18 protein-coding genes and 1 tRNA gene are annotated in these 20,687 nt (G+C 69.2%); 7 read left to right on the forward strand and 12 right to left on the reverse strand.

Translation table 11 applies throughout. The features are described from left to right. Positions 1-272: 272 nt before the first annotated feature. Together ACWDLG_RS20565 and ACWDLG_RS20570 are read left to right on the forward strand one after the other, a co-directional pair. Positions 273-509 carry a hypothetical protein gene (locus ACWDLG_RS20565; RefSeq protein WP_449922057.1) on the forward strand — a complete coding sequence of 79 codons (237 nt, stop codon included), beginning with the start codon at positions 273-275 and terminating at the stop codon, positions 507-509. Between the two features lie 41 nt (positions 510-550). Next, positions 551-1,342 (forward strand): class I SAM-dependent methyltransferase, encoded by a 792-nt coding sequence (locus ACWDLG_RS20570; protein ID WP_449922059.1) that lies wholly within the window; start codon positions 551-553, stop codon positions 1,340-1,342. An 18-nt stretch (positions 1,343-1,360) separates the two neighbouring features. On the opposite strand, the gene ACWDLG_RS20575 is transcribed toward ACWDLG_RS20570, so the two are convergent. Continuing rightward, the gene (locus ACWDLG_RS20575; RefSeq protein WP_354909262.1) at positions 1,361-2,182 is read right to left on the reverse strand and encodes a helix-turn-helix transcriptional regulator; all 822 of its coding nucleotides are present in this window, start codon (positions 2,180-2,182) and stop codon (positions 1,361-1,363) included. A 155-nt stretch (positions 2,183-2,337) separates the two neighbouring features. On the opposite strand from ACWDLG_RS20575, the gene ACWDLG_RS20580 reads away from it, so the two are divergent. Continuing rightward, positions 2,338-3,183, forward strand: a complete 846-nt coding sequence (locus tag ACWDLG_RS20580; RefSeq protein WP_449922061.1) for an NAD(P)-dependent oxidoreductase — start codon at positions 2,338-2,340, stop codon at positions 3,181-3,183. Positions 3,184-3,311: 128 nt separating this feature from the next. Here the strand turns inward: ACWDLG_RS20580 and ACWDLG_RS20585 are convergent, their stop codons facing one another. From ACWDLG_RS20585 to ACWDLG_RS20605, 5 genes are all read right to left on the reverse strand, one after another. Continuing rightward, positions 3,312-4,226: a phosphotransferase gene (locus tag ACWDLG_RS20585; protein WP_449922063.1), complete on the reverse strand. Its 915-nt coding sequence runs from the start codon at positions 4,224-4,226 to the stop codon at positions 3,312-3,314. Between the two features lie 313 nt (positions 4,227-4,539). After that, a complete protein-coding gene (locus ACWDLG_RS20590; protein WP_449922065.1) occupies positions 4,540-4,815 on the reverse strand; it encodes a hypothetical protein in 276 nt (91 codons plus the stop codon). Positions 4,816-5,029: 214 nt separating this feature from the next. Further along, positions 5,030-5,611 (reverse strand): SMI1/KNR4 family protein, encoded by a 582-nt coding sequence (locus ACWDLG_RS20595; protein WP_449922066.1) that lies wholly within the window; start codon positions 5,609-5,611, stop codon positions 5,030-5,032. 151 nt (positions 5,612-5,762) lie between these two features. Next, the gene (locus tag ACWDLG_RS20600; RefSeq protein WP_449922067.1) at positions 5,763-6,164 is read right to left on the reverse strand and encodes a hypothetical protein; all 402 of its coding nucleotides are present in this window, start codon (positions 6,162-6,164) and stop codon (positions 5,763-5,765) included. A gap of 550 nt (positions 6,165-6,714) precedes the next feature. After that, entirely contained in the window at positions 6,715-8,172 is a 1,458-nt protein-coding gene (locus ACWDLG_RS20605) for a hypothetical protein (RefSeq protein ID WP_449922068.1), read from the reverse strand. A 589-nt stretch (positions 8,173-8,761) separates the two neighbouring features. Between ACWDLG_RS20605 and ACWDLG_RS20610 the strand changes: the two genes are divergently transcribed. The 3 genes from ACWDLG_RS20610 to ACWDLG_RS20620 all read left to right on the forward strand — a co-directional run bounded on the left by ACWDLG_RS20610 (position 8,762) and on the right by ACWDLG_RS20620 (position 11,234). Next, on the forward strand, positions 8,762-9,637 hold the full coding sequence (locus ACWDLG_RS20610; RefSeq protein WP_449922070.1) for a metalloregulator ArsR/SmtB family transcription factor: 876 nt from the start codon (positions 8,762-8,764) through the stop codon (positions 9,635-9,637). Continuing rightward, positions 9,634-10,233: a dihydrofolate reductase family protein gene (locus tag ACWDLG_RS20615; RefSeq protein WP_449922072.1), complete on the forward strand. Its 600-nt coding sequence runs from the start codon at positions 9,634-9,636 to the stop codon at positions 10,231-10,233. Before ACWDLG_RS20610 ends, ACWDLG_RS20615 begins: the two co-directional genes overlap by 4 nt. Positions 10,234-10,679: 446 nt before the next feature. Beyond that, positions 10,680-11,234 (forward strand): hypothetical protein, encoded by a 555-nt coding sequence (locus tag ACWDLG_RS20620; RefSeq protein ID WP_449922074.1) that lies wholly within the window; start codon positions 10,680-10,682, stop codon positions 11,232-11,234. 282 nt (positions 11,235-11,516) lie between these two features. Here the strand turns inward: ACWDLG_RS20620 and ACWDLG_RS20625 are convergent. The 6 genes from ACWDLG_RS20625 to topA form a co-directional block, all read right to left on the reverse strand. After that, positions 11,517-11,593: transfer RNA gene (locus ACWDLG_RS20625), tRNA-Thr, on the reverse strand. 57 nt (positions 11,594-11,650) lie between these two features. After that, entirely contained in the window at positions 11,651-13,117 is a 1,467-nt protein-coding gene (locus tag ACWDLG_RS20630) for an alpha/beta hydrolase (protein ID WP_449922075.1), read from the reverse strand. 103 nt (positions 13,118-13,220) lie between these two features. After that, positions 13,221-14,045, reverse strand: coding sequence for a PSP1 domain-containing protein (locus ACWDLG_RS20635; protein WP_354909524.1), 825 nt, complete (start codon positions 14,043-14,045; stop codon positions 13,221-13,223). Between the two features lie 114 nt (positions 14,046-14,159). Continuing rightward, positions 14,160-15,335, reverse strand: a complete 1,176-nt coding sequence (locus tag ACWDLG_RS20640; protein ID WP_449922076.1) for a DNA polymerase III subunit delta' — start codon at positions 15,333-15,335, stop codon at positions 14,160-14,162. A gap of 10 nt (positions 15,336-15,345) precedes the next feature. Beyond that, positions 15,346-17,229: a dTMP kinase gene (tmk, locus tag ACWDLG_RS20645; RefSeq protein WP_449922077.1), complete on the reverse strand. Its 1,884-nt coding sequence runs from the start codon at positions 17,227-17,229 to the stop codon at positions 15,346-15,348. A gap of 318 nt (positions 17,230-17,547) precedes the next feature. Continuing rightward, positions 17,548-20,208, reverse strand: a complete 2,661-nt coding sequence (gene topA, locus ACWDLG_RS20650; protein ID WP_449922079.1) for a type I DNA topoisomerase — start codon at positions 20,206-20,208, stop codon at positions 17,548-17,550. A 177-nt stretch (positions 20,209-20,385) separates the two neighbouring features. Here topA and ACWDLG_RS20655 point away from each other — a divergent pair, with 177 nt between their 5' ends. Next, on the forward strand, positions 20,386-20,571 hold the full coding sequence (locus tag ACWDLG_RS20655; RefSeq protein WP_354909235.1) for a DUF5703 family protein: 186 nt from the start codon (positions 20,386-20,388) through the stop codon (positions 20,569-20,571). Positions 20,572-20,687: the final 116 nt, after the last annotated feature.

Below are 20,687 nucleotides of genomic sequence, written 5' to 3' on the forward strand. Positions count from 1 at the left end.
GACCAGTCGGCCCGGGACGACGGCCGCTCCTGGTCCCACCCACCCGCCGTCCCAGGGCGCCGGCCGCTCGTGGCCCCACCCACCAATCGGCCCAGGGCACCATCTGCTCGTGGCCCCACCCACCCGCCGAACCCCGGGGCACCAGCCGCTCGTGCTCACGCCCACCCGCCGGCCCGGGGCGCTCCAGGCCCCGTCGCGGGCGTTGATCCGCGGTGGCGGGCACGCCATGCTGCTTCGGTGAAGGCGCACCCGACCGGCACGGAGTGGTCCCGATGGGAAAGAAGTTCTCGATCCGCGGTGTCGAGTTCGACCTCGACGACATCACCGACGCCCACCTGCAGCGGGGATACTCCGGAGGGCACCTCGAGGTGACGACGGCGGACGGCCGCAGCCACGTGTTCTACCTGGACATCCGGGACGCCTATGACGAGCAGGCGTATCTCATCCTGAAGTACGAGTCGGGCTGCTATTCGGAGACGCGCCCGAGGAGCTGGGGCCGGACCGAGTGACGAGCGCCGGGTTTGTCGGTGCCGCCTGCGAGAGTCGGGCCATGCCGACCTCAGGTCTCACCCCCATCGCCGCCTTCTGGGACTCCTCGGCGGACACCTTCGACGACGAGCCCGACCACGGCCTCCGTGACCCGCATGTCCGCGCCGCCTGGGCCCGGCGGCTGGCCGGATGGCTGCCCGGGCCGTCAGCCGACGTCCTCGACCTCGGGTGCGGGACGGGGTCGCTGACCCTGCTCCTCGCCCAGCTCGGACACCACCCCACTGCGATCGACCTGTCGCCCCGCATGATCGCCCAGGCGGAGCGCAAGCTGTCCGAGGCGGGCTTCGCCGTACCGCTGATCGTCGGCGATGCCGGCGACGCGCCCGGGGTGGGCCGCCACGCGTTCGACGCGATTCTCGTTCGCCACCTCGTCTGGACCCTCCCCGCCCCCGAGGAGGCGCTCCGTCGCTGGCTCGACCTGCTCAGGCCGGACGGTCGCCTCATCCTGGTCGAAGGCCGATGGGGCGGTTCCGACGCAGGCGGTTCCGAAGGAAGCAGCTCCGACGGAGACGGCTCCCACACAGGCGGTTCCGACGGAGACCGTTCCGACGGAGACCGTTCCGACGGAGACGATTCCGTAGGAAGCAGCTCCGACGCAGGCGGTTCCTACGCCCCGGGATCTCCTCCCCTGCCGTGGCTGGGCGGGGTCCCCGCCGTACGGCTGATCGCGGCGCTGGAGCCGCACGCCCGCATCGTCCACACCGAGCACCTCACCGACCCGGCGCTGTGGGGCCGTCCGATCAGCGACGAGAGGTACGTCGTGATCGCCCAGGCTCCTCGTCCTCACCGGTGAGCGGACACGACCACCGGCTCAGCCACTCACCTGCGCCATTTCGAGGAGCAGCATCGCGTCGTGGTCGGGCGTCCCCGGTTCCGCCTGGTAGACCACCAGCCGATGCCCTTCGCTGCGTGCGACGGTCAGCACCTCGTAGCTCAGCGCCATGGGGCCGACGGCGGGATGCCGGAAGCACTTGCGGCCGTTGGTGCGCCTGCGCACGTCGTACCTGTCCCACAGGGCCGCGAACTCCTGGCTCTTGACGACCAGTTCTCCCACCAGGCCGACCACGTCGGGCGCGTTGGGATAGGTCCCGGCGACGGCACGCAGGTGAGCCACCGTGGCCGCGGCCACCTCGTCCCAGTTGCCGTAGACGCGTTTGCCCTGCGGGTGCAGGAAGGTGTAGCGGGCGGTGTTCCGCAACGCGGCCGGCCACTCCTCGATCCCCGGCAGCAGCCTCATCCCCGCCTCGTTGGCGGCCAGCAGGTCGTTGGCCCGGCTCAACACGTAGGCCGGGCAAGGACGGACGATCTCCAGCAACCGCCGCACCTCGGCCCTGACCTGCTGGGGCGGCCGGACCGCGGTCGGCCTGGCCGCGGGAGCGTTGGCCAGCTCGAACAGGTGCCCTCGCTCGTCATCAGTCAGCCGCAGCACCCCGGCGATCGCCTCCAGCACCGGAGGGCTGGGATTGCCCTGCTTGCCCTGCTCCAGGCGGGTGTAGTACTCGATGCTCACCCCGGCCAGCATCGCCACCTCTTCGCGGCGCAACCCGGGCGTACGGCGGCGCCCGGTGGTGGCGGGCAGCCCCACCTCCTGGGGCGGGATCCTGGACCGCCGAGCCCGGAGAAACTCCCCCAAATCACTCTTCGCTGGCATTCCCACAGTATGTCGCTCCGTCGATACCCAAGGGGGGCCCTGCCAGAGCACCCCTTAGGCGGGCCTGCCGCACCGCGCCCCGAGGCAGGCACGCTGGTTCCGCACGCCGAACCAACCGCTGACCAAGGAGAAGAACGATGGCCGTTGTGGCAATCGTCGGAGTGGGCATCATGGGCCAGGGCATGGCCGCCAACCTCGCTCGCCACGGGCACGACGTGGTCCTGTGGAACCGCAGCCCGCTGCACCAGTCGATCTCGGACACCGCGCTGGTCGCCCCCACCCCGGCCGAGGCGGCTCGCCAGGCCGACGTGGTCTTCGAAGTGACCGCCAACGACGAGTCCTCGCGCACGGTCTGGCTGGGCCCCGAAGGCATCCTGGCCGGCGCCCGCCCCAGCACGATTCTGATCTCCTCGGCCACCCTGTCGGTCGACTGGATCACCCGGCTCGCGGCCGTCTGCGCGGAGCGGAACCTCACCTTCTACGACATGCCGCTGACCGGCGGCGCGGCGGGTGCCAGGACCGGCAACCTCACCATGCTGGTCGGCGGCGATCCGGCACGGCTGGCCGAACTCGCCCCGGTGCTGACCGCCGTCTCCCGGGAGGTCCGGCACTTCGGCCCCGTCGGCGCCGGCACTCGCTTCAAGCTGGTGCTCAACGCGCTCCAAGCCGTCCACATGGCCGCGTTCGGCGAGGCGATGCGGCTCGCCGGGTTGGCGGGCCTGGACCTCGGCCAGGTGGGGGCGGCGCTGCTGGAGCGGCCGGGCGGGGTCATCACCACGATGGCGCACGACAACCTGGTCACCCCGCCCCAGCCGATCAACTTCTCCGCCGAGTGGGCACGCAAGGACCTGGACTACGCCTCCCGCCTGGCCGGGCCGACCGACTACCCCCTCCTTGACGCCACCCTGGCGGTCTTCACCCAGGCCGTGACGGAGGGCCACGGCGGGGAGGACTGGAGCGTCGTCAACCGGCCACGACCCTGAACGGGTGACCGACCGCACTCCACCACCATCCCGAACCGGTGACCGGCCGCGCTCCACCACGATCCTCAACGGGTGGCCGATCGCGCTCCGCCACGATCCCGAACCGGTGACCGGCCGCGCTCCGGCCGTCAGGGGCGGGGCCGTTCCGCCGGGACAAGCGCAAGCGTCGCGGCGGTGTGATGCCTCACGAGCCCCTCCATGAAGTCCCGGTCGGGAAAGTCGCCCTCCAGTAGCCGCAGCGGGCCGGCGACCAGCGACAGGTGCTGCGCGAGCCGATAGAGCTCCATCCGGCGCTCGTCCAGCCCGTCGACGTGCAGGTGCGCGTAGTGCTCGTGGAACCGGATCCGCAGGAAGACGTGCTCCCACTCGACGTCGAAGAACATCGTCCCCTCGATGTCGACGAGCACCGGCTCGTCCTGGTCGTCGATCAGGACGTGGTCCGGGCCCAGCTCGCCGTGGATCAGTCCGTGGCTCGACCGAGGCTCGATGGCGGCGGCCAGTTCCTCGAGAACGGCGACGCACTCCGCCCTCGCCTCCGCGATCTTCCCGACACGGGCGGCGGCCTCGTCCAGATCCCGGAGCGCGCGGTCGAGCACCGCCGTCACGCAGGAGTCCGGCTGCGTGACCGAACCGTCGGCCACCTCAGCGATCTTCCCCATGCGCGGGCTCGTGCGCTGCCGCATCCGCTCCAAGGACCGGGCGAGCTTCCCGAGGATCGCCGTTCCGCCCTGCGGGTCGTCGTCCAGCCGCCTCTCCAGCGTTCCGCCGCGCACGTCCTCGACGAGAGCGAGATCGGCGGGAAAGCGCGACTGGGAATCGTCGGCGACGTACAGCCGCGGCACCCGGACGCCCACCTCCTCCAGCAGCCCGTGGGCGGCCGAGAAGAGGCGCAGACCCGAGGCGTGCGAGAAGGGCCCCTCATCCTCCACCGCGGCAGGCCAGTAGTTCTCGTCGTCGGACCAGAGGTACAGGATCGCGGCGAACCCGTCGTCGAACAGGAGCCGGTAGACGCCCTTCTTGCTGCCCCCTCTGAGCCGCTCCACGCCGGCCACCCGACGGCTCGCCCCGAAGACGCTCCGCGCCAGGTCACTGACGTCCCCACGCTCCAGAAACACCCGACCACCCGCAAGCCCCATGATCAGAACTGTAACCGCGCGGGGCCGTCGACGAGGAAGCGGGAGCGTCCGCCCACCGGCTATGACCTGGACACCTCGGCCGGCGACATCGCAGCCTCGGTGACCACCAACAACTCGATCAAGGACTGCTGTACAGCAACCAGGTACAGGCGCCCGCCCCCATGCCCGAATGGCAAGCGGACCCGCGCCATTGAGCACCGGGAGCGAGGCGGCGCCACTCCTATGGCCGTAGCCGCACTGCCGCTTCGATCCGGCCGCCGATCCCCACGATCGCGAACACGATGGCCAGAGGTGCGAGGCTCTCGTTTCCGTTCAGCACGGAAAGGAACCCCACGACTCCAGCCATGAAGATCAGGGCGCTGCTGATTCCACAAACCACATAGGCGTTATTGCGAGTTCTCGGGGTCGGAGCGATGACTCCCAGGGCCTGGATGGCTGATTTTCGTCCCGCCGGGTCGCGAATCTTCTCAAAGGGCGCAGCGAAAGGCTCATCCATGGGACCCAGAATGTCACGATGATGACCATGGGTGGCCTACCCGCGGATTACGATCAGGGTCCGCGCCAACCGGCGAAAGGTCGCCTTGGGCTGCGGAGAAAGCCAAGGCAGGAGAGGCCGTGAAGGCGCTGACGATGATGTATTCGCGACGGCCTAAGGTGGCCCATCTCCCTCACAACGATGTGGAAGGTGCGCCGGCCAGGAGCGGGGGCGGTCAATAGCCGCTGTACTGGTCCCGCATCAGGTCCCAGAACGATCGGAAGCGCGTGGCTCCGGGCAGCCATGAGGCCATGAACCAGGCTTCCCACTCACCATCAGGGGTCTTGATGTGTGGGTTGAGCAGGAAGGCGCCTTCGTCGTGCTCGCCGATCCAGAGGGTGTCCGGGATGTACTCGGTCCGAAGGTGCAGGCAGCAGTCCTGCGCCTCGCCGTAGGTGAAGTACTCCTCGTCAGATACGGGAGGAAGGTCCTCGTCAGCCCACCCGAGCGCGATGTCTGGATCTACGTCTCGGAGCCAGCCGATTTCCGTGACCGACGCAAGGTGACCCTCTCCGTAGCCGACGATGTCCCAGCCGTTGGCGGCCTGGAGATATTGCCGGTAGCTGGGTGGAAGGGTGATCCCAAGACGTTCCTCAGCGCGGGCGATCTCTTCCTCGCCGGCACCGGTCGAGCCCAGCCGTTGGGGATCCCGAGTCTCGTACTTACGCTGCTCGGCGTGATCGCGATAGTTCCACTCAAGGATCTTCTCGCTACCGGTGCGCAGAAGATCAAGCCATGCATAGGAGGGGGTGCTCATGGGCGGAAGATACGGGGACGCTCCGACACGCGGCGGGGGCAGCCGGCCGGGCATCGTGGGGGCCTGGCCTTCCCTGACCTGCCACGCCGCCGCGTCACAGGGGTCCGGACAGGACCCCGTGACGAGCGGTAGCCGCGCAGGCCGACATCCGTCAAGCGGCGTCGAGAGCCTCGGTGATCTTGCGAGCCATCTCGGCCATGGCGGGGCTGGGCTCGCCCTTCCCGGGCCGGGCGGAAGCTTCGATGGCGACGATGACGGTGCGGCGGAAGTTGTCGGCCTCCGCCGGAGCCTGCTTCTTGAGCAGGCTCATGGCCGCCGTCAGGGCCGGCAGCACGTGGTCGGCGAGTGCGGCCGTGGACTTGCCGTTCAGGCCCTTGGGCGCCTTGGTGAGCACGTGCCCGACCAGGCCGGTCGCCGAGGTCAGGGCGATGGAGCCTTCGGTGGCGATCCTGTGGGGCGAGCCGGCGGCACCAGCGGCGGCCATCAGCGAGACGGCGCCCCACGCGGCGGTCCGCAGGGTGAACGTGTCCTGGTCGTTAAGGGTGATGGACATGGTGGTGTGCTCCTTCAAATCTGTTAGGAAACTCAATTGATGGAATGCGGGCCTGTTGGTGCCGGGGGTGTCGAGATTGCTCAGGCCGGGTCGCCCGAGAAGATCTCGCCCGGCCTTGCGGCCGCACTCGCTGCACCGTTCATGGCATTCACCATCGCCGACCGCTCTGATACCGGGCTGTTGCCGTCCTGACGCGGCCGCTGACACGACCTAGGCAGGGTCAGCCGGGTCGAGGGCTCCGGTGATCTCGCGGGCCATCTCAGAGAGGCGGAATCGCCACCCCGGCGTGCGCAGGCACAGCACGTCCAGATCAGCAATGCCCGGACGGCCGCCGAGACCTCAGTCTGAGCATTGAGCAGGCTGGCCGGTGGCGGTCAGGTCCACCCGGCGTCGAACCGATGAACATGCGCGCGGGGCCTCGTCCAGCCCGGCCTGGTCGGCACGGGCCGCGATCACTGCCCTTTTCTCTCCTACTACTCCCCGAGCACAGCACACGAAATGGGCCCGGAGGATGCTCCGGACCCATTCCGTGTGCAGAACGGTGGTGAAGTCAGCGGTTGTAGGAGCGAGCCGTCACGCTCCCAAGCCCATTACTCCCGTCCTTTGACAGATAAACGGTTATCCCTTCGTCGTGAAGGTTGATCCACCCGCCACCCTGCCCGTAGGGGGCATCTTTCGCGCGTATGGAGTCGGCGTACAGGGTGCCCGGGTAGTTGGAGCCGCGTGTGCGCCAGACCGCTACCCCGCCTTGGGGGAAGGTGATGTCTCCGTCACCGTCCTTAAGACCCTTCACGTACTCGGTGGCGACGCCGTCGAACACGCTCTCGCCGGCGTACAGGGCACCCGAGTCGTTGGAGCCGCGCGTGCGCCAGACTTTCACCCCACCCGGGAGGAAGGTGATATCTCCGTCACCGCTCTTAAGACCCTTCACGTACTCGGTGGCGACGCCGTCGAACACGCTCTCGCCGGCGTACAGGGTGCCCGGGTCGTTGGATTCGCGTCTGCGCCAGACTTTCACCCCACCGGGGAGGAATGTGATGTCTCCGTCGCCGCTCTTAAGACCCTTCACATACTCGGTGGCGACGCCGCTGACGGTGGCCTCGCCGGCGTACAAGGCGCCCGAGTCGTTGGAGCCGAATTCGCGCCACACGTGCATCGCGCCCTTGGAGAAGGTGAAGGTTCCGTCGCCCTTGGTCGACCCCTGTACCCACGGGGTGGTGACGCCATTGACGGCGGTGAGGGCTTCCAGGATGGGATTGCGTACCTGAACGGTCGTGGTGGAGATGTGCCGCTGGGTGCCGAATTCGGCGACGAGGGTGTAGGTGGTGTCGCGCTTCGGGGCGTCGGCGGCGTCCAGCACCAAGGAGTACGGGCCATGCGACCCGGCGTGCTTGACCTTGGGAACGGGCTTCCGGCCCCCCGGGAACAGGATCTCGTAGGTGAAGTCGTCGGACCCCTCCCAGTTCAGCGTGACCTTTGTTCCGGCGTCCACGACGGCGTTGTCCGCGAGGAAGCCGTGCGGCGCCGGTATCTCCTGTGGCGCGGTCTTCACCAGCGCCACCGCCGTGTAACTGTTGCGCGGGCTCCCGCCCTTGCTTCTGCTGGCGTTCTCGGTCACTGTCAGCACGGCCAGCCCGGGTGTGGGGGCGACGGTGATGTTCTCCAGCGTCAGCACCATGTAGTCACCGGGGCCGAAGTTGATTGCTTTACCGCCCTTGTCGGTGACCTGGAATGCGGAGCCTTGCGTCTGGACGGTCACCGAACGGGGGCTACCTGACTTGATGTCGGTGTACTCGGCTTTGTGCGTGATCGTGGCGAAGTCCTGGGCAAGTGTGAGGTCGCCGGCGCCAGTGCCGACGGGAACCGTCAGCGTGATCTTGGAGTACGCCGTCTGCCCGGTGTTCGTGACGAGCAGGTACACCGTCCCCGTGGACTTGGACTGCCGCCCGGCCTCTGACGCCGCCAGGGGCGCCGGGTCGGTGAGCACGGTGTAGGTCAGCATGGTCAAGGTCGCGACTCCTTCTCTGGGAGGACGGCGCAGCCTGATGACCGGCGCGCCGAGATAGGACCGGGCTGGACAGGTCGGGCAGCGATACGGGTGATACATCCGAAATCCGGCGCTTGTGACGCACCGCAGAAGACCACCCTTAGATCCAAACGCCGGCATTGGAGCGCGACAAGAGCACTCAAGGACGCCATAACAGGACTAGTCAGCAACATCTTCAGCGCCTTGACACGCATTCGGACCATGCGTCACTGCGCCACGCGAAGTAGCAAACCGTGCCTCGTTGCAGACTGTCCGGGGCAAACGTGCTGCATGCGGACACTGCGCCCGAGGCGTTGCAAACGGTCTCCCGCGCGTGCAGCACACCCAGAGGGGCGCGCAAAGCGGCCCGCCGAGCGGAAGGCCTCGACCCCGCTGTGGATCCGCGTGCCGATGGGGCCACGAGCCGGCCGCCAGCGAATCGTGCGCGCCCCTGAGCAGGTCCGTGAGAGCACTCGCCTTCGACGCAGACCTGCCCTTCACCTACGCTTCCGAGCCCACCCCCCGAAATATTCCTTGACACGAATATTCTCCATGGAGAATACTTCTCGGCATGGACGCACTCCTCGCCGCTCTGGCCGACCCAGCCCGCTGGCGGCTCGTGAGCCTGCTGGCCGAGCGGCCCCGGCCGGTCGGAGTCCTCGCCCAGCTCGCAGAGGCACGCCAGCCGCAGACGACCAAGCACCTGCAGGCTCTGGAGCGTGTCGGCGTCGTCACCTCCCAGCGCTCCGGTCAGCGCCGCATCTACGCGCTCCGAACCGAGCCCCTACGGGAGCTGGCGGCTACGCTCACCCGACTGGCCAACGCCGCGGACCAGGCCGGCGGCCCGCGCGAGACCTACGACCGCTACGGTCTCGGCCTCCACACAGAGCGGCTCGCCGCCAAGGAACCGGGGTGGGCCGACGGCCGCTCGTTCACCTTCCACCGGCCGCTGGACGGGCGCCCGCAGGAGGTCTGGCGCCACCTGACCGAGGCCTCCCTGCTCGCCCACTGGTGGACACCGGACGACCTGCGCGTCTCCGAGCTCGTCTTCGAGGCGCGACCGGGCGGGCGGATCATCCATGAGTACCGCGACGCCGACGATGCCGACGGCTCCGACCTGGTCGCCGGACGCGCACACGGAGTCGTCGAGGACGTAAGCCCCGGGGAGCACCTCGCCTACCGGCTCTCCCCGCTGCTTCCCGACGGCAGCCCGGCCTTCACCGCCCACCTCGACCTCGACCTCCGGCCCACCGGCACCGGTACGGACCTCGACGTCCGCTTCAGCATCACCGACAGCACCATCGAGTCCGCGGACTTCATCGCAGGCATCGAGATCGGCTTCGGCCAGAGCCTCGACAAGCTCATGGCGACCCTCGCCGCGGACTCCAGCAACACCGACACCACCGGCGGCGCCGGAAATGACATCACCATGAGGAGCCCGAAATGACCAGCTCGACTGGCCGCAAAGTAACCGCGAACCTGAGCCTCACCCTTGACGGTCGTTACCACGGCCCCGGCGGGCCCAACGACTTCGGGCCGTTCGCCCCGTATGTGACCACCGACGTCGCGCGCGACCACATGACCCGCATCTGGGAGAACGCCACGACGGCGCTGCTCGGCCGACTCAACGCCGAGGGATTCATGGGTTACTGGCCGTCGGTCGCCGAAGACGACAACGCCGACCCGCGTGATCGCGGATACGCCACATGGCTGGTCGACACCGAAAAGGTGGTCTTGTCGACCACCCTGGCCCAAGCACCGTGGGACCGCACCCGCGTGGTGAACGCACCCGCCGCCGACGTCGTCGCCGACCTCAAGGCCACCGGTGAGGGCGACATTCTCGTCAACAGCAGCGCGAGCATCATCAAGCCGCTGCTGTCGGCGGACCTGCTCGACCGGCTCTACCTCATGATCTTCCCCGAGATCGCCGGAGGTGGGCAGCGACTGTTCGACGACGGCCTGCCGGCCACCAAGTGGACGCTCACCCACCAGGAGACCGGCGAGCTGGGCGAGATGGCCATGGTCTACGACCGAGTCCGCTGAACGGGCACAGCTTGAAGTGCACTGGTGGCAGCTCCTACTCCTCGGCGGCGCCCGGTGTCGAGCGTCAGATGATCGAGAAGAGGCAAGCGTGATCGGCCCTGCTGAGGGCCGCTGTGGCATAGGACCGTCGCCACGGTTTGAGGGGATTCACAGGCTCATCACCGCGGCCCTCGATGCAGGGCTATTTCCTGATGCCGATCTCGACGCCCCCGTCCCAGCGGGGCCGACGCCACTGCACGCGAGCCGTCAAGCGGCGATCCGATCGCAGGCCATGCACCCGCCGGGCCGAGAGGTGACAACCCTTACGAGGGCTGTCTACCCAGGATCTCTCAATGAGCGATCGCCCAGCCCGAGACGCGGGAGCCGAAGTCGGCGATCGTCACGGCCTCAACCCGCTTCGAAGGGAAGCCCCGCGTCGACTCCGCACACTTCCTGCTCGCTATTCCATGCACACCTTCGACCTGGGGGTTTCTGTGGGCACATGGGCCGCTTACCTCGCATGTCAGGCACCGAGCGACGCCGCGAAGATCCTCCCTGCTGGTAATACCTGGGGTCCGGATCCATGGGAGGAAGTGGTTGCCCCGGGATGGTCGGTCGCTGAGACCGAGATTCTGGCGGCCGAGGATCATGAAGCTGTCTTGGCGCAGACGAACGGGCGCGCGCTGTTGGCTTTCGTATTGGACAGCGATTTGGCGCACGTGATGGGGGCTGCCGATGGTGAGACTTGCTGGGAGCTGTATCTCAATGAGCACCATGCCGAGGCATACGACGTTGCACCACCCGAAGTCGCCTATGCCCAGGACGCTGATCTTCACCAGCAGATAAGCGTCTGGATCGAGGCTGCTACAGGCCACGTTGTGTCACCAGAGCAAGTCTGCAAGGTCATCTCTACTCCCCGCACCTTTGCCGATGATGCCCTGCGCTCGCTGCTGTACGTCTTTGGCATCGTCACCGAGCACATGTCGTTCGGTGATGATCTCTCCGACCTATGGCGCTCGTGAGAGCCCCTACATGGGGCCAGGGCAACGATGCCCGCGAGGCCAGATGGAAATATCCGGTCTTGCATCGACATGGCGATCATGCACGAAGCGATTCAACTGCGCCAAGATCACGGCATCGTCAGGATTAGCTCGCCGTATCCGAAACGAACGTGTCGTCATGGAGGGAAACGATGTCCCATGACCGACCCCGAAGACGGAGGGGGTTCAGTCCCCGACCGGAACTCGTAGTCACTCACTTAGACACGCAGAAGCCCTCCGCGATCCCGCGGAGGGCTTCTGAGCTGGAGCCGCCTTCGGGATTCGAACCCGAGACCCCTTCATTACGAGTGAAGTGCTCTGGCCGACTGAGCTAAGGCGGCGTGCCATACAACGTCATGAAGTCTACAGGAGCCCGCGGAGTCCTCGCGCCTTCCTTTTCACTCGATCGCGGGGCATCTCGTGTCCTCGCGCGGCGCCCGGCCGGTCAGCAGGTAGGCGTCGACCAGCCCGTCCACGCACGTCGACCCGTTCAGGTAGGCGGTGTGCCCGTCGCCGTCGAAGCTCACGAGCACGCCGGACTCGAGCTGCCCGGCCAACGCCCTGGCCCAGCCGTACGGCGTGGCGGGGTCGCGGGTGGTGCCCACCACGAGGATCGGCGGCGCGCCCGACGCCCGCAGCGGCCGGGCCGGGGTGGTCGGCGGAGCCGGCCAGAAGGCGCAGGGCAGCGAGCTCCACATGATGAACGCCCCGAAGCCCGGCACCTTCCGCTCCGCCTCCTCCGCCGCCTTCGCGAACCCGGCGGTCGTGCGGGGGTAGGGGCTGTCGACGCAGTTGACGGCCATGTTGGCCTCGGTCTGGTTGGTGTACGTGCCGTCCTCCGCGCGTCCGACGAGTCGGTCGGCGCTCCGCAGCAGCAGGTCGCCGTCGCCGTTGGCCGCCGCGTGGAGCGCGTCGGACAGCAGCGGCCACGACCGCCGGTCATACAGCGGGGTCAGCGCGCCGAGCGTGGCCAGCGCCTCGGTGACCTGGCGCCCGCCACCTCGCAGGGGCCTGCGGTCCGTACGGCGAAGCACCCCCGCGAGCTCGGCGACGGCACCGTCGACCGTACGGCTCCGCAGAAGGCAGTCGGGAGCGGCGACGCAGTCTTCGGCGTAGGCCCTGAAGGCGTCGGAGAAGCCCTTGGCCTGCCCTTCGTTCAGCCGCACCCGGGTGAGGGCGGGGTCGATGCCTCCGTCGAGCACGAGCGCCCGCACGCGACGGGGGAACAGGTCGGCGTAGTGGGCCCCTAAGGACGTCCCGTACGACTTGCCGAGATAGGTCAGCCGGTCGTCGCCGAGCGCGGCGCGCAGGATGTCGAGGTCGCGGGCGGCGTTCGTGGTGCCGAGGTGCGGGAGCAGGCGGGCCGAGGCGGCCTGGCAACCGCGGGCGAACTCCCGGGAGCCCTTCTCGAGCGCGGCCACCTCGGCGGTGGTGTCAGGGGTGGCGTCGAGGGCGAGGAAGGCGTCCAGCCGTTCGTCGCTCAGGCACTCGACCGGCGACGACTCGCCGACGCCGCGCGGGTCGAAGCCGACCACGTCGAACCTGGCCCGCACCTCGGGGCTGACGACCAGCCGGGCGGCTCTGCCGTACTCGATGCCCGACCCTCCCGGGCCGCCGGGGTTGATGACGAGGGAGCCGAGGCGGTCGCCGGTGGCGGGCAGCCTGATCACGCTGATGGACAGCCGGTCGGCGCCCGGGCGGGCGTAGTCGAGCGGTACGGCGAGCTCGGCGCACTGGAACCCGTCGCCGCAGTCGCTCCAGGCAAGCTTCTGCCGGTAGAGGTCGGGAGAGGGGGTGGCGGGCGCGCCGCACGCGGCGACCAGCAGGCTCACCCCGAGACCGATGACGAACCCGCGCCGCCCCACCCCACGTCACCTCCGCGATCCGACTCCGGCACGAACGCCACCCGAGGCCGCCCTTCAGGAACGAGCCCGTGCCGTCAATCTCCAGAGCCCGCGCCGGCAACCGTCAGTCGCCCTCGCCGTACGTCGAGTCGTACGCCTTGCGCGGACCGCACACGCTGGCCTTCGAGCACGAGCACCGCCGCCCGCCGTCGTTCAGCCGCACCACCACCGAGTCGGACGGCACGTTGTGCCCCACCACGGTCCCCGGCCCCTCGGGGGTGTCCACAGCGGCCCCGACCCGCGGCGTGGACGCCCGGAACTCCTGGTACAAGGGATGCTCGTACTTCAGGCAGCACATCAACCGGCCGCACGCCCCGGCGATGCGGAGCGGGTTGACCGGCAGGTCCTGGTCCTTGGCCATCCGCACCGACACGGGCTCGAAGTCCTTCAGGAACGTCGCGCAACACAGGTCGCGCCCGCAGGGGCCGATCCCGCCCTGCAGCCTCGCCTCGTCACGCGGCCCGATCTGCCGCAGCTCGACCCTGGCCCGGAGATTGCGGGCCAGGTCGCGCACCAGCGCCCGGAAGTCGACCCGATGCGGGGCCGAGAAGTAGACCGTGTAGACGTTCTCCTTGTCGAGGTAGTCGACACCCACCACCTTCATCGGCAGCGCGTGGCGTTTGATGAGCCGCTTGGAGACGCTGCGGGCCTCCGCGCGCCGCCGTTTGTTGGTCTCGTCGCGCGTCAGGTGCTCCTCGCCCGCCAGGCCCTGGCACACCGGCAGGCCGTCGATGTCCTCACTGGAGTACTGCGGCGCCCACACGCATTCGGCGACCTCCGGCCCCGCGTCGGTGGGAACCAGCACCTTGTCTCCCACCTTGGGGCTGTGCCCACCCGGATCGAGGTAGTAGAGCCTCCCGTAGCGGGTGAAGCTCACGGCCATGATCATTCCCATGGGCTCGCGCTCGCCTCCTGACGGCCTCGGACATCCATACCGGCCTTCATTCCCACCCTACGAGAGGCAGCACCGCTCAGGGGGCACGGCAAGCATCGAAGTCGGCGGTCAGGGGCGGCGCAGCCCCAGCATCATCGCCTCGACCGCGATCTGCGGGTTGACGTTCGCGGCCAGCCGTTCCCTGCACTGCATGATCGCGTCGATCCGCCGCAGGCTCTCCTCGGGCGTCGACGCTCTGGCCAGCGCGTCGAGGTGGAAGCGGTGGTCCTCGTTGGCCAGCTGTACCGGAGCGCCCAGCTGTACGGCCAGCACGTCACGGTAGTACGACACGAGCTCGAGCAGCGCCACGTCCAGGGAGTCGCGTTTCACCCTGGTGGCCCGCGACTTCTGCCGGTCCTCCAGCTCCTTGAGCGCCCCGGCGCCGCCCCGCACCAGCCCCCTGTTGAGGCCCTTGCCCGAGGACCCCTCACCGTAGAGCTTCCTGAGCTCGGCGGTCTCGCTCTCGTTGAGCGCGGTGGTCGCCGCGGCCGCCTCCTCCTCGGCGGTCTTGACCAGGCGCTCGGCGGCCGTGATGCAGTCGCCGACCCCGCTGAGCGAGCGGGGGATCGCCAGCACGGCCTCGCGGCGCTGCCGTACCCCATCGTCGAGGGCGAGCGCCCGCGCACGGGACAGGTCGCCCTGCGCGGCCCGCGCGGCGAAGGCGGCCATCTCCCACGGCACGTTCTCGCGGGTGGCCAGCACGTGGGCCACGGCCTCGCCCGAGGGGGTGACCAGGCCGACGACCCTGCACCTGGACCTGATCGTGATGATCATGTCGTCGGGGGCGGGCGAGCACAGCAGCCACACCGTCCGCGGCGGCGGCTCCTCGATGGCCTTGAGCAGCGCGTTGGCCGCCGACTCGGTGACCCTGTCGGCGTTCTCGAAGAGGATCACGCGCCAGCGGCCCTGGGTCGGGGCGCCGGCGGCCCGCAGGATGAGCTCGCGGGTCTGCTTGACGCTGTAGGACAGGCCCTCGGGCTTGACCGCCTCCAGGTCGGGGTGGGAGCCGATCATCACCTGATGGCACTGCTCGCAGTGGCCGCACCCGCCCGACGGGCACAGCAGCGCGGCGGCGAAGGCTCGCGCCGCGTCTTCGCGGCCGGACCCGGGCGGCCCGGTGAAGAGCCAGGCGTGCGTCATGCCCGCGCCGCGCCCGCCCCCCACCACCTCGGCGGCGGCGAGAGCGGCCCGCGAGAGAACGGCAGCAGCCTGCTCCTGGCCCACCAGGTCGTCGAAGACGCTCACCGGGACAAGGTTAGTCGCGGATGGCGGGCATCGTGCCGGTGATGTCTTCGGACTCGCTCGGCACCGGGTCGGGCAGGATGTCGCGCACCCGGTCCTGGACGGTCCTGCTGATCTCGTCGAGCGGCAGCGTGCCGTCGACCACGAGGTAGCGTTCGGGCGCCGCCGCGGCGAGCTTGCGGAACTCCTTGCGCACCCGCTCGTGGAAGTCCAGCGGCTCCGACTCGATGCGGTCGGCCGCGCCGCCCAGCCGGGTCAGCCCGATCGACGGCGGGGTGTCGATCAGCACCGTCAGGCGCGGCACCAGCCCCTTGGTCGCCCAGGCGTTGACGTCGGCCACGTCGGCGGGGTCGAGCGACCGGCCCGCCCCCTGGTAGGCGAGCGAGGAGTCGACGTAACGGTCGGTGATCACCAACGCGCCTCGCTCCAGCGCGGGACCGATGACCTTCTCCACGTGTTCGGCGCGGTCGGCGGCGTAGAGCAGCGCCTCCGCCCTGGGCGACAGGCCCTTCTCCGCCGCGTCCAGCAGGATCGCGCGCAACCGCATACCTATCTTGGTCGAGCCGGGCTCTCTGGTCTGCACCACGTCGTACCCCTGGTCGCGCAGCCAGATCGCCAGCAGTCGCGACTGCGTGGTCTTGCCCGAACCCTCTCCGCCCTCGAAGGCGATGAACACCCCCGGCACTTCTTCCACATCCCCCGGTGTGTAGCGCTCGCCACGCAGCGCGGCGAGCAGGTCCTCCGAGAGTGACACACCCTTCCTGTCGTCCACCCGCCGCAACGCCAGGGCGCCGCCGACCATCACCAGGCCGCCCACGGCGAGCAGCGCCAGCACGGCACCTCCGGTGAGGCCCGCCGCGGGCGCGACCACGGCCGCCACCAGCAGCAGCGTCACCCTGGCGACCGGCTCCATGAAGGCGCCCCGCAGGACGTCCATGCCGACCCGCCAGGCGACGCCCGCGCACAGGCCGAGCGCCACCGTGAGCATGACCACCACGGACCGGTCACCGACGAGCGCGATCACGCCCAGCGCCGCACCCACCGCGACGACCGAGACCCCCAGCAGGCGCAGCCGCGACAGCTGTGTCAGAACCCGAGAACCGAAGAACAATCCGATCGCGACGCCCACGCCGAGCGCCCCGACCACCACCCCGTAGGCCACCGCGCCGGCCAGCACGCTGACACCGACGAGCGCGCCGCCCGCGGCCACCGTGGCCAGCAGCCCCGCGCGCACACCGCGCGCACGCCGGTCGGCGCCCACGGCCCGCCAGCCTTCGCGCACCGAAGGCGTCGCGACGGCGCCGCCGCGCCTGGGCAGCCCGCGCAGCGTGAACACCAGCGTGGCCGACACCAGGTAGGCGAGCGCGCTCCCGGCCACCATCCACTGCCCCGCCGCGGTCAGCACGGTGAACAGCAGCGCGGCGACCGGCGCCGTGCCGTACGTCACGAGGACGCCGAGCCTGGTCGCCTCCTCCAGCCGCTCCGTGGGCACCAGCGCGGGCACCGCGGTGTCGCTCGCGGCCCCCCGGAACAGGGTCGCGCACTCGACGAGGAAGGCCGCGGCCACCACCCACGTGTAGCTGCCGGCCAGCGGCACCGACGCCACCAGCGCGAGCCTGGCCAGGTCGGCGACGAGCATCGTCATGCGCCGGTCGAGCCGGACGCCGATCGGGCCCGCCAGCGGGCCGAGCAGCAGCGCGGCCAGCAGCTTGGCGAGGAACACCCCGCCGACGGCCGCCGCCTGCGACTGGTAGCCGTTCGCCGCGGTGACCTGCGCGGCCAGCACGGTCAACGCGAGAAGGGTGAGCCAGTCGCCCAGGCTGCTCGCGGACATGGCCATCCACAGCCTGCGGAAAGATGAGATGTCCAGCACATGCGCCGGTCTGCGGACGGTCATGGTGTCAGGGTATCCAGGGGGGTTGAGGTCGGGAGTCTGATATGCCCGGCTGTTCGTGGCCTGAGGGTAATACCTGTGGACTCCCCGCGCAGGCAAGTTCGGCCGGGCAGACCGCGCGGTGTCGGCCCACGCGCGCCCCCGCTCCCCGCGGCCCCGTTCGCGCGCGCACCCGCACGCCCAGGCGGCACCCGCCCACTGACGGTGAACGACGGAACGACGAACCGGGCACGGCACGCGCCATGCCCGGCTGAAACCGCTCTGCTGACCGGCTGCCGGATCACCCCGTCAGCTTACGATCGGTGACCGACAATTCACCGGTCACGATTTGGCGGCAGGCTTCTTCCTCGTCGTCGTGGTCGTCTTCTTCTTGGCCGGAGCCTTCTTCGCCGCAGGCGCCCGCTCACGCCGCTCGGCCAGCAGCTCGGCGGCCCGCTCGATGGTGATGTCCTCGACCGTGTCGCCCTTGCGGAGCGAGGCGTTGGTCTCCCCGTCGGTGACGTAGGGCCCGAAACGCCCCTCCTTGACCACGACCGGCTTCTTGGAGTTGGGGTCCTCGCCCAGCTCGCGCAGCGGCGCGGCGGCAGCCGTACGGCGACCGCGCTGCTTGGGCTGCGCGAACAGCTCCTTGGCCTGCTCGATCGTGATCGTGAGCAGCTCCTCCTCCGAGCCGATCGACCGCGAGTCGGTGCCCTTCTTGATGTAGGGACCGAACTTGCCGTTCTGCGCGGTGACCTCCTCGTCGTCGATCACGCCGACCACGCGCGGGATCGACAGCAGCCTGAGCGCGTCCTCCAGCGTGACCGTGTCCAGCGACATCGACTTGAACAGCGAGCTCGTGCGCGGCTTGGGCGCGTCGGCCTTCCTGGTGCGCTTCTTGGCGTCGTCGTTGGCCTCGGGCAGGACCTCGGTCACGTACGGCCCGAAACGCCCGTCCTTGGCGACGATCATGTTGCCGGTCACCGGGTCCCTGCCCAGCTCGCGGTCGCCGGTCGGCCTGGCGAACAGCTCCTCGGCCTTCTCGGCGGTCAGCTCGTCGGGCGTCATGTCCTCGGGGATGTTGACGCGCACGCCCTCGCGGTCGAGGTAGGGGCCGTAGCGACCCACCCTGATCACGATGTCGCTGCCCTTGATCGGGAAGGAGCTGATCTCCTTGGCGTCGATCTCGCCGAGGTCGGTGACCATCTCCTTCAGGCCCTCGTCGCCCTCGTGGCCGAAGTAGAAGCGGCGTAGCTCGGGAACGCGCTCGGCCCGGTCGTTGGCGATGTCGTCGAGGACCTTCTCCATCTCGGCGGTGAAGTCGTAGTCGACGAGGTTGCCGAAGTGCTGCTCGAGCAGGTTCACCACGGCGAAGGCCAGGAAGGAGGGCACCAGCGCGGTGCCCTTCTTGAACACGTAGCCCCGGTCGAGGATCGTGCCGATGATCGACGCGTACGTCGAAGGACGGCCGATCTCCCGATCCTCCAGCTCCTTGACCAGCGACGCCTCGGTGTAGCGGGCCGGCGGCTTGGTGGAGTGACCCGACACGTCGAGCCTGGTCAGCCCGAGCGCGTCGCCCTCCGCCAGGTTCGGCAGCCGCTTCTCGGAGTCGTCACGGTCGGTCGACGGGTCGTCGGCGCTCTCGACGTAGGCCTTCAGGAAGCCGTGGAAGGTGATCGTCCGGCCCGTGGCGGTGAACTCGGCGCCGCCGCCCGCCACCTTCACCGTGACCGACTCGCCGACCGCGTCCTTCATCTGCGAGGCCACGGTCCGCTGCCAGATCAGCTCGTACAGGCGGAACATGTCACCGCTCAGCCCGGTCTCGCCGGGCGTGCGGAACTCCTCACCGGACGGGCGGATCGCCTCGTGCGCCTCCTGGGCGTTCTTCACCTTGCTGGCGTAGACGCGTGGCTTATCGGGCACGTACGCCGAGCCGTACAGCTTGATGGCCTGCGACCTGGCGGCCGCGACCGCCGTCTCCGACAGCGTGATGCTGTCGGTACGCATGTAGGTGATGAAGCCGTTCTCGTACAGCCGCTGCGCCACCTGCATCGTGTACTTCGCGGAGAAGCCCAGCTTCCTGCTGGCCTCCTGCTGCAGCGTGGTCGTCCGGAACGGCGCGTACGGCTTGCGGGTGTACGGCTTGCGCTCCACCGACTCGACGGCGAACGACGCGGTGCGCAGCCGTCCGGCCAGCTCGGCGGCGGCCTGCTCGGACAGGTGGAGCACGCTGGCGTTCTTGAGCCGCCCGTCGGGCCCGAAGTCGCGGCCCTGCGCGACGCGCTTGCCGTCGACGCCGGTCAGCGTGGCGGTGAAGTCGCGCGGCGTCTCCTCCGGCTTGTTGGAGTCGAACAGCGCGGAAAGGTCCCAGTAGTGAGCGGCGGTGAACGCCATCCGGTCGCGCTCGCGCTCCACCACGAGCCGCGTCGCCACCGACTGCACGCGGCCCGCGGACAGGCGGGGCTTGACCTTCTTCCACAGCACCGGGCTGACCTCGTAGCCGTAGAGGCGGTCGAGGATGCGGCGCGTCTCCTGGGCGTCGACCAGCCGCAGGTTGAGGTCGCGCGGATTGGCGACGGCCTCCCGGATCGCCTGGGGCGTGATCTCGTGGAACACCATGCGGTGCACGGGCACCTTCGGCTTGAGCACCTCGCGCAGGTGCCACGCGATGGCCTCGCCCTCGCGGTCCTCGTCAGTGGCGAGGTAGAGCTCGTCGGCGTCCTTCAGGAGCTGCTTGAGCTTGCTGACCTGAGCCTTCTTGTCGGGGTTGACGACGTACAGCGGCTCGAAACCGTGGTCGACGTTGACGCCGAGGCGTGCCCAGGCCTCCCCCTTGAACTTCTCGGGGATGTCGTCCGCCTTCTCCGGCAGGTCACGGATATGGCCGATGCTGGATTCGACGATGTATCCGCGCCCCAGGTAGCCCGCGATCGTCTTCGCCTTGGCCGGCGACTCGACGATCACCAGGCGATTTCCGCCGGCGCTGCCGTTGTTGGCTGGCACGCTGCTTCCTACCTCGCTGTTCGCTTGCGTATCCCCCTGCCGGGAGCGGGCACAGATCTGAAAGGTAACCCGTGCCGAGGGTTTTTCCTTCCCCGGGGGCCACCGTCTCACTCAAGGACGCAGAATAAGGCCGAGTGAGTGCCATCGCTCCCTAACTCACCCTGGAGACTAATCGCTGTGCTGGCCTACTCCTACATGGACGTCTATATCCCACGCGACACTTCGCGTGAAGCCGCACGTCAGCTGCTGACCGAACATGCTGAATACGGACAGTGGGAGCTCGCCAGAGTGCGGCTGCACCCCGATGGCAGCCGGCATGTGCGGCTCCGTCGCAAGGTTATCCGGGTCCGCAGCACGTTGTGACATGGCTTTGCCCGCCCTGGGGCCGCGCCCCCCAGAACGGGCAAAGCGTCTCGCCTTTGCCCGTTCCCGCTGGCACGGCCGGGCAAAGTGTCATGGGTCCCGCGAGGGGACGACGG

This window comes from Nonomuraea sp. NPDC003727 (genome assembly GCF_053586935.1).